At 56.4% G+C, this 15,853-nt stretch carries 10 protein-coding genes; 7 read left to right on the top strand and 3 right to left on the bottom strand.

What is annotated here, in order from left to right:
- Window positions 1-300: 300 nt before the first annotated feature.
- The gene (locus tag NFU03_RS08405) at window positions 301-459 is read left to right on the top strand and encodes a hypothetical protein (RefSeq protein WP_251637788.1); all 159 of its coding nucleotides are present in this window, start codon (window positions 301-303) and stop codon (window positions 457-459) included.
- A gap of 68 nt (window positions 460-527) precedes the next feature.
- Here NFU03_RS08405 and NFU03_RS08410 read toward each other — a convergent pair whose 3' ends face one another.
- From NFU03_RS08410 to NFU03_RS08420, 3 genes are all read right to left on the bottom strand, one after another.
- Window positions 528-3,272 (bottom strand): DEAD/DEAH box helicase, encoded by a 2,745-nt coding sequence (locus tag NFU03_RS08410; protein ID WP_251637790.1) that lies wholly within the window; start codon window positions 3,270-3,272, stop codon window positions 528-530.
- Entirely contained in the window at window positions 3,269-4,852 is a 1,584-nt protein-coding gene (locus NFU03_RS08415; RefSeq protein ID WP_251637791.1) for a hypothetical protein, read from the bottom strand. Before NFU03_RS08415 ends, NFU03_RS08410 begins: the two co-directional genes overlap by 4 nt.
- A gap of 90 nt (window positions 4,853-4,942) precedes the next feature.
- Complete coding sequence (locus NFU03_RS08420) at window positions 4,943-5,437, bottom strand: helix-turn-helix domain-containing protein (protein ID WP_251637793.1); 495 nt, start codon at window positions 5,435-5,437, stop codon at window positions 4,943-4,945.
- A gap of 227 nt (window positions 5,438-5,664) precedes the next feature.
- Here NFU03_RS08420 and NFU03_RS08425 point away from each other — a divergent pair, with 227 nt between their 5' ends.
- The 6 genes from NFU03_RS08425 (at window position 5,665) to NFU03_RS15725 (ending at window position 15,263) form a co-directional block, all read left to right on the top strand.
- Window positions 5,665-6,021, top strand: a complete 357-nt coding sequence (locus NFU03_RS08425; RefSeq protein WP_251637794.1) for a hypothetical protein — start codon at window positions 5,665-5,667, stop codon at window positions 6,019-6,021.
- Between the two features lie 96 nt (window positions 6,022-6,117).
- Window positions 6,118-6,582, top strand: a complete 465-nt coding sequence (locus NFU03_RS08430; protein ID WP_251637795.1) for a transcriptional regulator — start codon at window positions 6,118-6,120, stop codon at window positions 6,580-6,582.
- A gap of 627 nt (window positions 6,583-7,209) precedes the next feature.
- Window positions 7,210-7,743: a hypothetical protein gene (locus NFU03_RS08435; protein WP_251637796.1), complete on the top strand. Its 534-nt coding sequence runs from the start codon at window positions 7,210-7,212 to the stop codon at window positions 7,741-7,743.
- Between the two features lie 3 nt (window positions 7,744-7,746).
- The gene (locus NFU03_RS08440) at window positions 7,747-9,042 is read left to right on the top strand and encodes an efflux RND transporter periplasmic adaptor subunit (RefSeq protein ID WP_251637797.1); all 1,296 of its coding nucleotides are present in this window, start codon (window positions 7,747-7,749) and stop codon (window positions 9,040-9,042) included.
- A 122-nt stretch (window positions 9,043-9,164) separates the two neighbouring features.
- A complete protein-coding gene (locus NFU03_RS08445) occupies window positions 9,165-9,800 on the top strand; it encodes a 3'-5' exonuclease (protein ID WP_251637798.1) in 636 nt (211 codons plus the stop codon).
- Window positions 9,801-10,295: 495 nt separating this feature from the next.
- Window positions 10,296-15,263, top strand: coding sequence for a S8 family serine peptidase (locus tag NFU03_RS15725; protein WP_285835434.1), 4,968 nt, complete (start codon window positions 10,296-10,298; stop codon window positions 15,261-15,263).
- Window positions 15,264-15,853: the final 590 nt, after the last annotated feature.

Consider the following 15,853-nt stretch of genomic DNA (forward strand, 5'->3'; position numbering starts at 1 on the left):
GCCGGACGGCAATCCGGCGGGGAGTAAAGGATAACGGAAAACGGAGAAAAGCAGTATATCAAAGATTGTAGCGGGGATGATGGACAGCCCGGGAGCCCGGGGGGGCCGACGGGTTTGCAAGAACGGCTGACATGCCAGACAAATCCATCTCAGGAGCCTGGATACAGCAGCCGGCACGATCCAAGAGGAGTGAGCGGCTGTCCTAGCCATCACACAACAGCAGAACTGCTGCAGCACAGCGGGAGACCGCTTCCCGCGGACCTGCGGCAGTATTTGCTTAACTGAAGGAGGGTGAGAAGGATGAATGGACAGGAACAAGCTGTCGTACGGATGGAACTGCAGATCGGCCAGTTGATCAGGATGGTCGCCAACCTGAACGAACGCGTGGAAGCGCTGGAAAGGCTCGAACGCACCAAAACGCTCCGCGTACTGCACATGAAACGGCTGAGCCGGGTGTAGACAGACGGAAAAACGCAAACCGCCGGAGCGATTTGCGTTCATGACAGGGAAACGGTGCCGTATCCCGATCAGCCGAATGACAGCAGGTCATCGAGTTCGGTGTCGGACAGCTCCGTCAGCCACTGGCTCGACTGGATCAGGTCAGCGGACAAGGCCGCCTTTTCCTCGAGCATCTTATCGATCTTCTCTTCAATCGTACCGATCGTTACGAATTTATGGACGTGGACGAATTTCTCCTGGCCGATCCGGTAGGCACGGTCGGTCGCCTGGTTCTCGACCGCTGGATTCCACCAGCGATCCGCGTGCAGCACATGGTTCGCAGCCGTCAAGTTCAGCCCCGTACCACCCGCTTTCAGCGACAGGATGAAGATCGGGAACTCTCCCTGCTGGAACGCATCCACGAGTGAATCCCTCTGGCCCTTCGGCATACTGCCTGTCAGGAACGGCACTTCGAACCCATACAGTTCGGACAGGCACTGACGGATCAGCTGCCCCATGCCGATGTATTGAGTGAAAATCAGGCACTGCTCGCCATTCTGGGCGATCTCCGCCGCCAGTTTGACGAGGCGTTCCAGTTTGTCGGAACGCGTCAGCATCCGGTCCGCTGCCGTGAACGGCTCCTTCAGGAACAGCGCGGGATGGTTGCACAGCTGTTTCAGCCGGCTCAGCATCTTCAGGATGAGCCCTTTGCGTTCAAAGCCCGACAATGTCTGGAGCTTGAACTTCGTCTCTTCGATGAAACTTTCGTAGAGCGCGGCCTGTTCCGCCGTCAATGGTACATATTCGTTCTGTTCGAGCTTTTTCGGCAGATTCAGCTGCAGGTCGGGATCGCTCTTCGTCCGCCGCAGCAGGAACGGGTGGATCTTCGAACGGAGCTTGCGTTTCGTCCGTTCATCATCATCCCGTTCGATCGGGATGATGTAGTCATCCGTGAACCGGCGGAAACTCCCGAAATACCCGCGGTGGATGAAGTCGAAGATCGCCCACAGTTCCGCCAGACGGTTCTCGATCGGCGTCCCGGTGAGGGCGATATGGTGGCCGCCCTGCAGTTTACGGATCGCCCGCGACTGTTTCGTCTGCATGTTCTTGATATTCTGAGCTTCGTCGAGCGTGATGCTCGCGAACGGGAACTCCGTCAGGAACTCGCTGTCCTGTGTCGCCGTCCCGTACGTCGTCAGGACGACGTCAGGCTGTTCCGCTGCCATCACCGTACTGAACTGCTCTTCCTTCAGCCGTCCGGGTCCGTAATGGACGGAAGCTTTCAAGGAAGGCGCGAACCGCTCGAGCTCCTTCTGCCAGTTGCCGAGCACGCTCGTCGGACAGATGATGAGCGACGGGGCCACTTTCTCTTCCTTGCCGTGCACTGCTAGCAGGTAGCTGATGAGCTGGACGGTCTTCCCGAGCCCCATATCGTCAGCAAGGCACGCACCGAACTTGTTCTGGCGCATGAACATGAGCCAGTTGAACCCTTCCTGCTGGTACGGGCGCAGCTCTGTCTGCAGCCCTGCCGGCACTTGCACTTCCGGCAGCCCTTTCTTATCCATGACCTGGTCCACGTAATCGCGGAGAGACTGCTGCATCGAAAACGCGAGGAGCGGGTCCTCTTCTGCCGAGTCCTCTTCCATCGGCACAATCTCTTCAGGAAGTTCCTGGAACAGCAGGTCCTTCACGGTCCACTCGCCTTCATCCGCCTGCTCCATCAGTTCTTTGATGCGCTTCAGCCAGGCGGGATCGATATGGAACCACTCGTCCCCTGTGCGGATGAACTCGCGGTTTTCGTCGACCATCCGCTGGAACGCATCCCGGTCGATCGTCTGGCCGCCGAGGGAGAAGTTCCAATTGAAGGAAAGCACTTCGTCCAGGCCCGCAGCGGAGCGGTACGACTGGATGCCCGCGTCCGTCCGGATCTTCAGCTTCGTCTCGGTCACCGTCTTCAGCCAGGCCGGCAGCAGGACCGCAAACCCGAACGACTGGAACAGCGGCAGATCATGCTGGATGAACATCCGGACTTCCGGATCGCTCATCGGGATATGGAGGAAGCGGTCCTCGGGCTCCGTACCGACAGACCGCAGGAACGAAACCATCTCGGACTGCTGCTCCCGCAGCTGGTCCGCATACGGCTTCCATTTCGCGGGGAGTGCGTCTTCGACAGGCGCATTCCGTTTCGTCTTCGAGGGCACCCACTGCGTGCCGCGTTCATTCAGCAGTACGGTCTCAAGAAGCCAGTCTTCGGAACGGTCCGCGTCGGGCTCCGTCAGGCGGATTGCACAGCGGACAGGCAGATCGGACTTCGCCTCGCCCGGCCAGCCGTACACCTTCAGATGGGGCAGCAGCGCAGCGGCGGATTCCCCGCCGACGCCGAGTGAACGGAACTTGCTGATGACCGCCTGTGTCGTCAGGGCAGCGGCTTCTTCGGACAGGCCGGCTGCGTCGCCAGCAAGATGGATGACCTGTTCGGCATCCGGCTCCACGTATTTCCACAAGTCAGGGGACTGCCACAGGGTAGCGGCTTCCTCGGCCGCTTCCAGATGCCGTCCGTCGCCTTCGGTCGCGCCGATGTAGGAGACGAACGGATGGCGGCGGCTGCCGAGCACCTGCACCCATTCATACGGCTGCAGGATGACGGTGTTCTCTTCGACCGGCACGGACAGGCCGAACAGCGACGCCTCATCCGCGAAGAAGAAGAACGAGACGAGACGGTCGGCAGGGATCCGTGTTCCATAGTCATCCGCCGCAGACAGGGCGATCCGTCCATGGTCTGTCTGCTGGATCGTCAAATAGAGCGTGCGGACGAGCGGGTTGGCAGAAGTCATAATTCGAGGTTCCCCCTTTCCATTTCTTCGACGAGCGCGCGCAGCCGGCGGTGTTTTTCACGCACAGTGCCGATGTAGCGGTTCCAGAACTCCGTCTGCCCGCTTTTCTTGCAGGCGGTCCGCATCCGCTTGAACAGCTTGACCGCACGGCGGTAGCTCATCCGGTTCTTCTCGGCTATGAACTGCTGGGCATAGTCATGCAGCAGCGGGAGTGCCGCAGACGGCTGGCGGGTGAGCACTTCCTTCAGCTCCCACGACTCGATGCTGTCATATGGCACGCTGAAACGGTGGAGCAGAGCTGCCCACTCTTCGAAACGCTCGCGCTCGATGAGGAACAGCGAGTACCGCGGAATCCCGATCTTGCCATAGACGGCGTAGACACGTTCATATTCCTCGTCTGTAAACTCCCCGCTCGACAGCAGCGCATCGATCTCCTGGGCAGCGGCGAGCTGCTCGCTCCGGTTCGTCATCCGGCTGAAGTAGCCGGCGACGGACGGATACAGTCCGCGCGCGATAGACGCGGCAGTCGGCTGCAGCGCTTCGGAACGTGCGAACTTCGCGAGCGTCATCCAGCTGCTGAAGTCGGGTGATGTCTCTGCGGCAAGTGTCTCCTCGAGAAGATCCCCGCGCCCTTCGATGATGGCGAAATACATCTCGAACAGCTTCGCTTCGTCCGACGGATCCGCAGCAAGCCTGCTCTTTTCCTGTTCGCGGTCCTTGCTGTCGGCGAACAGCTGCCCCCAAACGGCTTCGTACAGCCGGAAACGGTACGGGAACTGGCCGGTGTGTCCGACACAGACCGTGTAGACGAGCTCTTTCAGCCGTTTCAGGAACGCATCGGTCTCGAACAGTTTCGGTTTGCTGCCGAACGTACCGGCTAATTTCTCGACGTCGCCGATCTGATCATTCAGCCACGTCGTCAGCTGCCACGTACCGTAGGCATGCTGGGAATGGCTCGCATCGAGCAAGGACGCCGCATACTCCCAGGCGGCGTCAAGCAGATGGAGACGGTAATACAGGTCGAACAGCGGCTTCCATTCATACTCGAACGGCATGAGCGGCTGGACCCGGTTCTCGATCTCCGTGCATTCGTATGTGAACACGGAGGAATTGACGGATGGCGTCAGCTTGCGCAGGGGTGCCGTCACTTTCGCGAGAACGGTATCCCAGGCATCCGGCGTACGCGCGGTGATCTTCAGAGCAAGCTCTTCATTGTCCGACGTACGCCAATCCTGGACCCACTCCGTAAGTGAATGGAACTGGGAATACAGGTCGAATACGACAGCGAGCTGATGCACACAGTGGTTGTTTGCTCCGCATGTACAGCTGAGCGCCTGATCATTGAACGAAAACCGCACGAATTCGGACGCACGGTCATTGAGCTGGGCCAGGATTTCCCCGTCCTCCTGGGAATACCGGTAGGACGAAATCGCGCCGCGGCGCACCATGAGGATGGCACGCCGTACGACGTCGGCCTGATCCGGTTCATCCGGACGGAATCTATTATGGAGATCATTCATCATCTTTTCGATTTCTCGTTCATGCAAATACGAAATACGTTCTGCAGCAACGCGCAACATATACCCACTCCCTCGACAAAGCATTCTTTCTATTATACCCCATGACGGGGGGAGCGTAAATCATCTCTATCCAAAAAGAAAACCCCCGCCTCATTCCTTTGCAGGGGAGGGGAGGGGGCTGCCGGCTTCACCGTGTTTCGCCGCGAGGCTCCGGAAGACGGTCAGGTTATTTTTGAGGGAGTTCAAATACAGACGGCGCTGTTTCTTATTGAGCGCAGCGGTGAGTGCGATGATTTCGCGCAGCTCATCGGTCTCTTCGATCAGCTGTCGGTGGCGCTCGACGAAATGATCCCGGTAGCGTTCCTGGACTTCCGTCGTCTTCCCGGCCGTATCGGAGCGCACGGCGCGCACTTCACGGAGCGGCTGTCCGGTCACCATGGCGACGAAATAATCGTCCGGTATATCGAACGTCTCCTTGAATTCGGCAAGCATCTCAGCTGTCACGTCCCGATCGGCCCGCTCGTAGTTCGACAGGGCGGAAGAGGAGATGGAAAGCTGCTCGGCGGCTTCCAGCTGTTTGATGCCCAAGTATTCTTCACGGTATTCTTTGAACTGTTTCCCGAAGTGCCGGATTTTTCGTTTCATGGCGGTCCTCCACTTTTTGTTATACCGTAAAGGAGCCGGCCGGCCATTTTGTCAAAACCCACGAATCGTGATGTTGTTTTTCACAGTATGTGAGTTTTCACAGCAGGTCGGATGAACTTATTTTTCCCGGAAATCCGCCTGCAGCAAACTAAAAAAGAATTTGTCACCGGATGATCAATCTTTTGCGAGGCTCTGGAATAGGATAGGGAAGGGAAGGAGAAGAGAACATGCCGAAGTCGATGGTCGTCTATATCCCGGATCTGCGTGCGAAGATACAGGATAAAGGAACAGTGATGTATGAAATGCTCGGCGGGGACTGGCCGGACATTGTGCCCGGCAGCCCGGGACTCTGGTCGCTCCACTTGGAGGACGTCACGTTCAGCAGCGCCTTCTTCCATTACATAGCGATCGACTGCAACACCAACCGGATGACGTTCCTGAGGTACAGCGATGACCGCTTCCGGATCGGCGACGCGGTGCGGAGCGCATTGAAGGAACTCGAGATCGACGACTTCACTCCGTGCAGCTTGTCCTACTGGGCCCACGCCCCGGGCTGGCGCCGTACGGAAGGACAGAACGGGTGAGGAGGGCAAAATCATCAGGCAGCTATCATTCACAAAAGAGGGGTGAATGTGATAAACTATTAATAATCGGAATATTCAATTATGGAGGGGATCCACATGCTGTCCGTCAAACGTATGACCCCATTCTATACGAGTAAAGAGGATTTCAGGCTGCGGCTCGTCTTTGCGTATCAGTACTTCTCGATCATCAAAGGCAGTGAAGTGTTCCAGTTCGTGCCGATCGAGGGGAAAGAGATCGTCATCAACATGAAGAGCCTGCAGGTCGAGAACTTGGGCGAAGTATTCGTCTTCCAGCGGGGCAGCCGGTTCATCCGATTACCGCTGTATCAGCTGCTGCTTATCTCCGATCTGCACATGCACCTTTCCACCGTCCTTGAAGGCATCTTCCAGCTGGCACCTGAACTGTCCGAACCCCAGGCACGCGAAATCGAAGAACTGATCGGCGAATTGGAGCTGGTCAACCGGATGCGGATGATCGACTACGCACTCGAGACGAACGACAAAAACCTGTTCACTGAACTGACGGAAGGAATGCACGCGCCGAATGTCCCACAAGAATAACGCCACGTAAAAACACCTATCCAGAGAAGTGATTCCCGGGTAGGTGTTTTAAATTTGCATATAAGTCCTGTTTCTTCCCATTCTCATAGGAACATGTACAGCAGCGCAACGAAACCGGTCGAGCCTGCGAGTCCGAAAGCGACGTCCTGCCATGTCATCTGGTCGATTTTACGGGTGGTTATATTGTTTTCCATCTTCATCCGCTCCTTTTGTCGATTTCCCGGGAAATAACGCGCATTTCCCCGAGTGTGCCAGTCCGTGATGTCATCGGGAGTCAGGTTTTCCTTTGCTAGTCTTATAGTACCCACGTTGCCGGCAGCGGGAAACCTGTTTCGCCGATTTATTCTCCCAGTCTATTCAAGTTGCAAGTCTTGCACCCGAAATCTTTGCAAATCACGCGGTTTTTGCTAAAGTAGAGGATAGGAAGTTATTGCATCGTTCGTTTCCCATCTCCAAGAAGAAAGGAATTATCCCATGTTTTTCAACTTTTCGTTTTGGCGCTATGTTACTAGGCCGTCAAAACTCGCAACCGATCACCAAAATTCGGCAATGCGCGGATTCACCATGCGCATCGTCTTCCTTTTCCTAGCGGGCATTGTGATCTTTGCGTTGCGGGATATATGGGGAATGACGACGGATTCGCTCAGCCCGATGCTTGCGGCTGCCACAGGCGGCGACTATACGATCGCCCGCATCGTGTCTGTCATCGGCGCCGTCCTCTGGGCCATCATCTACATAGCGTTCCATCTGTTCATCATCTCCTATGTCCTGGGTATGATCACGTCGATCCCGGTCCGCCGTCTCGTTCCGCTGCAGCTGCTCGTCACGGGTGTACTGCTGATGGAAAAAGCGCTCGTCTTCATCGTGTTCGCCCTTAAAGGGGAAGCGGCCAACGTCTCGTTCCTGTCATTCGGCCCGCTGACCGCGACATTCTCCGATACGTGGTTCCTGGTCATGTTCCTCAACCAGCTGACCCTCGTCTCGGCGCTGATCATCAGCATGCAGTTCAGTTTCATCCGTTCGTATACGAAAACGATGAATTGGAAAAGCCTGCTCGCCGTCCTGATCGGCCTGCAGATCCTCATGGCGCTCCTGACAGCTGCTCTCGGCTATATCCCGTTTGAGCGTCTCTTCAATTACGTCGTGCAAGGAGGCGCATAACCGATGAACAAACTACAGAACGCAGTCATCGCCGTCGTCGTCAGCGTCTTCGTGGCGCTGAACCTGTACCTGCTCTATTCCGAGAAAAGCGTCATCCCGAAAACAGTCTATGTGAGCGACTACGAAACGATGTCAGCGAACGAATACAAAGAAGAACTGCCGAAAGAAGGCTTCGTCGCTCCTGCTGAGACGTTCACCGTCTACACGGACGACAGCAATACGATCGACACGTGGCTCGTCGATGTCGGCGATACGGTCAGCGCCGGTGACGAACTTGCCAGCCTGCAGACCGAGCAGGCGGACGGACAGCGCGCCGTGTGGGAGTCCGAGAAAGAAGCGCTCTTGACACAGCAGAACGCCATCCGGTCGACCATCTCCGATCTGAATTCGGGTGATCAGACCGACAGTTCCAACTCGTCCAAGTCCGACCGCGCCCAGGCCGATGAAGATACGAAAGTCGAACTGAACGTCAATGTGAACGTCGACGTGAACCAGAAAGGCTCTTACGCGCAGGCCGTGGCGGAAGCCGAACGGGAACTCGCGGATATCGACCGCAAATTGAAAGTTGTCGAATCGCAGCTGGATCAGAACCCGTCGAACCCGGCGCTCATCAGCCCGGCGGACGGCGTCATCGCGCGCATCAACAGCGAAAACGACCGCCCGACGATCGTCATCTACAGCAATGAGCAAGTGATCGAAACGTATGCGGAAGACGAAGAGTGGAGCCGCATCGCAGCCGGCGATACGGCGGTCATGAACGCCAAAGGGACGGACGCACCGCTCGACGGCTCCGTGGAGACGGTCGATCAGGTCCCGGCACAGCCCGGTGAATTCCTCCAGGCCTACAAGAAGCTTGCGGATAAAACAGTCACGAACCCGCTCGCCTACTACAAGGTGCGGCTGAACGCGAACGGCGAAACGATTGCCGCGCCGTTCGGAACGCACGTAAACGCCGTCATCACGACGAACGCTGCGCAGAACGCAGCCGCCGTCCCGTCTGCCTGGGTGACCGGCGCGGGAACCGAGCGTGCCTCCGTCTGGCGGCTCGATGAAAATGGCTATGCCGCCGCTACTGACATCACCGTGCCGTTTGAGCATCTCGACCGGTCCGTCGTGACGGAAGGGATCGCTGCAGGGGACGTGGTCGTCTATGACAAAGCGATCCGCGACCAGGAAAGCGCACCGCGTGTGTTCTTCCCGATGCCTGCGGATTTTCCCGCAAAAGCGGAATGGAAAGCGTTCGGCTGGAAGAACTATTTCAGCGTCCTTCTCATGAAAAAACAGTATACAGGCAGCTGACAAAAGACAGAGCCCCCGCGGCTCTGTCTTTTGGTCTACAATTTAACGTTTTTTTAATGCATATTTACTAGAGGAACCGGGTATACCTAGAGCAGACAATACAGCAGCAAGGAAGTGGCCCGATGGAAACGGAACGCAAACAAGTCCAGGTACTGCTCAACCAGCAGCCTATGCAGAAGAATAACAGATTGCGCAAACAGACCCGGAACAGCAATTACATAACGACGGAAGACTGCCATGACGATTACGTCGTCCTCGATTTCGAGACGACCGGCATGCGGGCAGGCGCCGACAAGATCATCGGCGTGCTCGCCATCCGTTTCGAAAAGCACGAAGAGATGGACCGGTTCGAGACACTCGTCAACCCCCACCGCCATATCCCGATGGAAGTGACCCAGCGGACCGGCATCTCGGACAGCGACATCCAAGATGCGCCCGTGATGGAACACGTGATCGAGCCGCTCGTCCGGTTCATCGGCGACCTGCCGATCATCATCCACGACAGCTCATTCGAGATGGGGTTCCTCGAATCCCTGCACGATTTCTCGGTGATCGACCTGCCGAAATACACCGTCGTCGACACGACCCGGCTCGCGCGAAAAGTCGCAGGCCAGCTGAAACAGCAGAACGAGATGCACAAACTGAAGACGCTGCTCATGGCCAAGCGCAATTCCCTGAGCGGTCTCACCGACTGCCGTGCCACTGCTGCAATCTACCAGTACTGCTGCGACATGAACGAGCAGCCCGCCCCCCTATGACCCGTGACCACGCTTCCCGGCCGAAGCGTTTTTTTGTTGGGTTTTTTCGTGGGGATGAACTGCAGGCGATCGGCTGACCGCTCGATTCGGGGCGCTGAGCGATCAATACGCACGGCTAAGCGATCAATTCGGGGCGCTAAGCGATCAATTCATGTCGCTGACCGCTCAATTCCGGCCGCTAACCGCTCAATTCCCGTGGCTGACCGATCAATTCCCCTCGCTGACCGCTCCATTCCCGCCACCAACCAGCCCCGCCAATAGACCCACCATACCTCCGCCCAACCTTTCTCACAACATCCAGCCCTTTCCACCCAACCAATAGACTACTTCACATGAGCCAGGAAACCAACCATTGAACGATTTTTCAGAAAAATGGGCAAATCATGAACAAACGGTGTCAGCAAGCCGTTCTCAAAACTTCCAATCTATGCTATTGTCATTCTGTCACTTAATTTCGTTAAGTCTGACAACTATCATGCATAGGGGGAAGGGAATTTGACCAACAAAAAGTTCACCAGACGGCTCAGTACGTTTCTCACTCTGATCCTGATACTTTCGCTCGTCCTGCCGTTTGGAGGGACCGCCGACGCGGCATTCCTCAAACAGCCGTTCAAGCCGAACCCACAGGATGAAAGCGTGCTGCAGCAAAAAGCGGCAATCGCCCAGCAGACCGATCTGCTGAATGGGGAGACCCGCCTGCACAAGGACCTGAAAGGGCTCTCCGGCAGCCAGAAAGTCCCCGTCATCATTCATCTGTCCGAGAAATCAGTCGGCCTCGAACAGGGGATCCAGAAACTGAACGGCAAGAAGATGACCCAGGCGCAAAAGAACGCAAAGCGGGATAAAATCCGCACCCAGCAGATCAACGCAAAAAAACAGATGGCGGTCAAGAACGTCAAGTTCGACCAGACCTTCTCGTTTGACACAGTCCTCAACGGTTTCTCCGGAACCGTGCAAGCTAACGACCTCGAAAAACTTCTGGCGATCGACGGAGTCAAATACGTCGAACCCGACACGATCATGTATGCACTGGAAGACCTCGAGAAGGTCGACCCGGGTGCAGACGCTCAGATGGACACAAGCATCCCATTCCTCGGCATCGACAAACTGTGGGCGGAAGGCTATGAAGGACAAGGCGTCAAAGTCGCTGTCCTCGACACAGGAATCGACGCCTCCCACCCGGATCTGCAAGCTGTCTACAAAGGCGGCAAGAACTTCGTGCCGCACACGGACGGTGACTATGCACGTCCGCGCGCTGACGACGACGGATCGGAAACATCACCGCTCGACCGTCCGGCGAACAAGCCTGAGTTCAACGACAAAGGCAGCGCATTCTACACATCGCACGGCACACACGTAGCCGGGACGATCGCAGCACAAGGCAACAACAAATTCGGCATCAAAGGCATCGCGCCGAAAGTCGACCTCTACTCGTATCGCGTCCTCGGCGCATACGGCAGCGGGGCAACCGCCGGCATCATCAAGGCGATCGACACAGCCGTAATCGAAGGCATGGACGTCATCAACCTGTCCCTCGGCGGCGGAGCGAACTCCGAAACGGACGGTGCCTCATTCGCCATCAACAACGCGATGCTCGCTGGCACGATCTCCGTCATCGCCACCGGCAACTCCGGTCCGAAACGCGGCACGATGGGAACTCCGGCGACTTCACGTCTCGGCATCGGTGTCGGCAACACGACAAACCCTGAGACACACCACCAGGCCAACGTCAGCATCACAGCAGGCGACTTTACGTACAGCAAAGTGAACGACCTGATGGCGACGACGTTCGGCAAGGACGTCAAACAGCAGCTTTCCGGCAGCTATGACCTCGTTGCAGTCCCTGGCGTCGGTGCTGAAAAAGACTACGCCGGCCTTGACGTCAAAGGCAAGATCGCTCTCGTGTCACGCGGGGAGATCGCATTTGTCGATAAAATCGAAGCAGCGAAGAAGAACGGCGCTGCCGGCGTCATCATCCACAACTTCGCGGGCGGTACGAACGCACCGGGCAAATCACAGACTTTCCTCGGTGACGCATTCGAATTCCTCCCGACATTCGACATGTCCGTCACGGACGGCGAAGCGATCCGTGCAGCACTTGCGAAAGCACCAGGAACCATTTCATTCGACCAATTCACGAACACGAAAACAACGGGAGATGACGTCAATGACTCGAGTTCACGCGGCCCGTCCACACCGAACTACGACATCAAGCCTGACGTCACAGCACCCGGCACGAACATCATGTCCACTATCCCGGAATACGGCAAGGACTTCCCGGATGCGGACTACAGCGAAGCCTACTCACGCAAAACAGGCACATCCATGGCTACACCGCACGTCGCTGGAATCGCAGCACTCGTGAAACAGGCGAACCCTGATTGGAACGCATTCGACGTAAAAGTCGCGCTGTCCAACACGGCAACCCTCCTCGACACGCAGAAATACGACGTCTTCTCACAAGGCGCGGGCCGCGTGGAAGCGTACAAAGCAGCACACGCCGATGTCCTCGCATACGGCATCGACACGGCGAACAACGACGGAACGACCGTCGAGAACCTGAAAGGGACCGTCACATTCGGTCCGCAGAAACTCGACAAGGACATCACCGTCACCAAGCAGATCAAAGTCAAGGACCTGAAAGGAAAAGGCGGCGACTACACCGTATCCGTCGACACAACGAAAGGTTTCGGCGATGCGAAAGTCACCGTCGACAAGACAGCGTTCACGCTGAACGGCGAACAGCTGCTCAACGTCACACTGACCGCATCCAAAGCAGCAACGAAAGCCGGCGATGAAATCCTCGGCTACATCCACATCACGGGCAGCGGCCAGGATCTGTCCCTGCCATTCGCAGCTGACTTCGGCGGAGCAGACGCAGTGCAGGTGAAAGACCTGAGCCTCACAGCAAAAGACGTGAACTTCACAGGTACAGGCGGAGCGAAGGATACGACCTTCTCGTTCACGATCACAGGCGACGTCAAAAACCAGATGGTCGAACTGTGGGATATCATGAACCCGACAGGCGGCGAGTACAAAGACGGCTACATCGGCTACGTCTATGCGGGTGAGACTCTCGGCGCAGGATCTTACAACCTGCAGATCCGCGGCACGTACACGAACTGGACAACGAAGTCACCGGGTCAGATCCCGGACGGCCTCTACACAGTCGACTTCTCGGCGATCCCGCAATCCGGCAACCCGGAATCGATCGGCAATTATGCAGGACCGATTGTCGTCAAATCAGCTGCCGGCACGATCGAAGGATCGGTTGAAAACGGCAAAGCGACAGGGAAAGTCATCGACAAATACGTCGACTACCAGAAAGAACTTGTGAAATACGGAATGGGCTACGACCTCAACACGAAACTGTCCGCGTCGTATGACGTTACACAGGACGGGAAAGTAGTAAATACAGGGAAAGTCCAGCTCACACAGGAAGGTTCATTCACATTCGACCTCCCGAACTTCGACAAAACGAAACAGAGTGTGACTGTACGCTACCAGGATGCAGCAGGCAACAAAGCATCCGAAGAAATCTACAAAGCAGTCGCTGCACCGGACACAGTGTCCATCTCGATCGACAAATCGTCGCTCGACCTGAAAGCGGGCGACACAGCGCAGCTGCTCATCACGGAAACGACGACAAAGCCGGACGGCACGTCGACGGACCGCGACATCACAGCTGAAGCGGCATTCACGTCAAGCAACCCGGCAGTCGCAACAGTCGCTGGCGGAAAAGTGACAGCAGTCGCAGCCGGCAAGGCGGACATCACCGTCACTTACAACGACTTCAGCCAGACAATCCCGGTCACCGTAACGGAAAAAGCACCGGTCCAGGATGAAGTCACGTACGCCGTCAACAAGAAGAACCTGTCCCTCGGCGTCGGCCAGCAGGAACAGCTCATCATCACCGAAACAACGGTGAAAGCGGACGGCACGACGGTCAACAAAGACGTCACACCGAGCGTCAAATTCAACGTCGTCGACAACTCGGTCGCGACCGTCTCACAAGGTCTCGTGACGGCACACAAAGCGGGCAAGACACAAGTCCGCGTCATGATCCCGGGCCAGGACACACGCTTCGTCTACCTCGAAGTGAGCGACCTGCCACAAGATACAATCACGTATTCGGTCGATAAAACAGCACTCAAACTCGGCGTCGGCCAGCAGGAGCAGCTGACAGTCAAGAAGACAACTGTGAAGCCGGACGGTACAGTCATCGATCAGGACTTCACACCGTCGACGAAATTCAACGTCGTCAACAACACGATCGCAACTGTCCAGAAAGGACTCGTTTCTGCGCACAAAGCAGGCAAGACACAAGTCCGCGTCATGATCCCTGGGGAAGACACGATCTTCGTTTATCTCGAAGTCGTCACGCCTCCGCAGAATATCGTGACATACGCACTGAACCAGACAGACGTCAAACTGCAGGTAAACGGACAGAAACAGCTGAAAGTTACAGAAAAAACGGTCACGCCTGACGGCAAAACGACCGAGCGCGACGCGACCTTCGATACGAAGTTCAGCGTCGTCAACAACAAGATCGCAACGGTCAACAAAGGCTTGCTCACTGCGCACGCAGCAGGCAAGACACAAGTGAAAGTGAGCCTGCCGAACGGCGAAACGACACTCGTCTACCTGACTGTCAAAGGCGAACCAGCTCCGATCGTCACGTATGCACTGGATAAAGACAGCGTGTCCCTGAAAGAAGGGGACACAGCATCTGTCCAGCTGATCGAAACGACGACAAAAGCAGACGGCACGTCCACGACGAAAAACGTTACGGCTGACGCATCGTACCAGTCGAACAACCCGAGCGTCGCAAAAGTGTACAAAGGCACGATCACGGCAATCGGCGCAGGTGACGCGGAAATCACCGTAACACTCGGCGGCTTCACTGCGACAGTTACGATCCACGTCGAAAAGCCCGCTCCGAAATCGACTGTCGTCACGAACGACATGATCGCAGGCGCGCTGGCGGATAAAAAAGCGAAAGAGATCGTCATCGATGTACCGGCAGCTGCCGATGCGTCCGACTTCGAACTCGGCGCTGACGTGCTGAAGGCGATCGAAAAGTCGAAGAAAGCGCTCGTCTTCCAATCAGCGGACGCCGCCTTCACTTTCGATAAAAACGTAGTCGAAGTGCTCCGCAAGCGCACGAACGACAGCGCCGTGATCACGCTCGGCAAATCGTCTTCTGAGAAAGTAGCAGGCGCGATGAGCGACGTGTTCTCGATCGACATCACACAAGGCACAGCAGCGAGCAAAACAGCCATCACGAAATTCGGCGAAAGCATCGCCGTCAGCCTCTTCGTCGATGAAAACGCTGATCCGAAATGGAAAAAAGGATCCGTCCTGAACCTCGACACGAACAAAGCCGCCAAGTACAAAGTGAAAAAAGGCGAAGCCCAGTTCGACATCGAAGCACCAGGCAGCTACGTATTGCTGGATAAATAACCAACACGAAAAAGGGTGCCCGCGGGCACCCTTTTTTGCGTGCGGCGGGGCGGGGGCTCGGCTGACCGCTCGATTATCACCGCTAACCGATCAATACCCGCGGCGAACCGCTCGATTGCCACCGCTAACCGATCAATACCCGCGGCTGACCGCTCGATTGCCACTGCTAACCGATCAATACTCGCGGCTGACCGCTCGATTCCGCGGCAAGCCACCCCCGTCCTCCCCGACAAATTGCTCGCGACCATTCCTATTTTCCACCAGTTCAAGGGACTGAATGGTGGGCTCCGCGCTGCTCCGCCTTTTCTGTTCGTGTCTTCGCGGCATTAATACCATTCACTGAACCCGGCTCATCGAAACGCTCAAGTTGGAGGCACAACCGCTCAAGCAACCGGAGAAGCGCTCAAGCATGAGCTCGAAACGCTCAAGGCATGCACTCAAACGCTCAAGCAAACGCACAAACGCTCATGCAAGTGCTACAACCGCTCAAGCCCACGACCACAACATCTCCAATAAATCACCCACCAGTTGACCCCCAACTCACCAAAGTCAACTATCACTCTATTGAATCACCCGCTGATTGACATATA

Source organism: Sporosarcina sp. NCCP-2716 (assembly GCF_023707985.1).
Lineage (GTDB): Bacteria > Bacillota > Bacilli > Bacillales_A > Planococcaceae > Sporosarcina.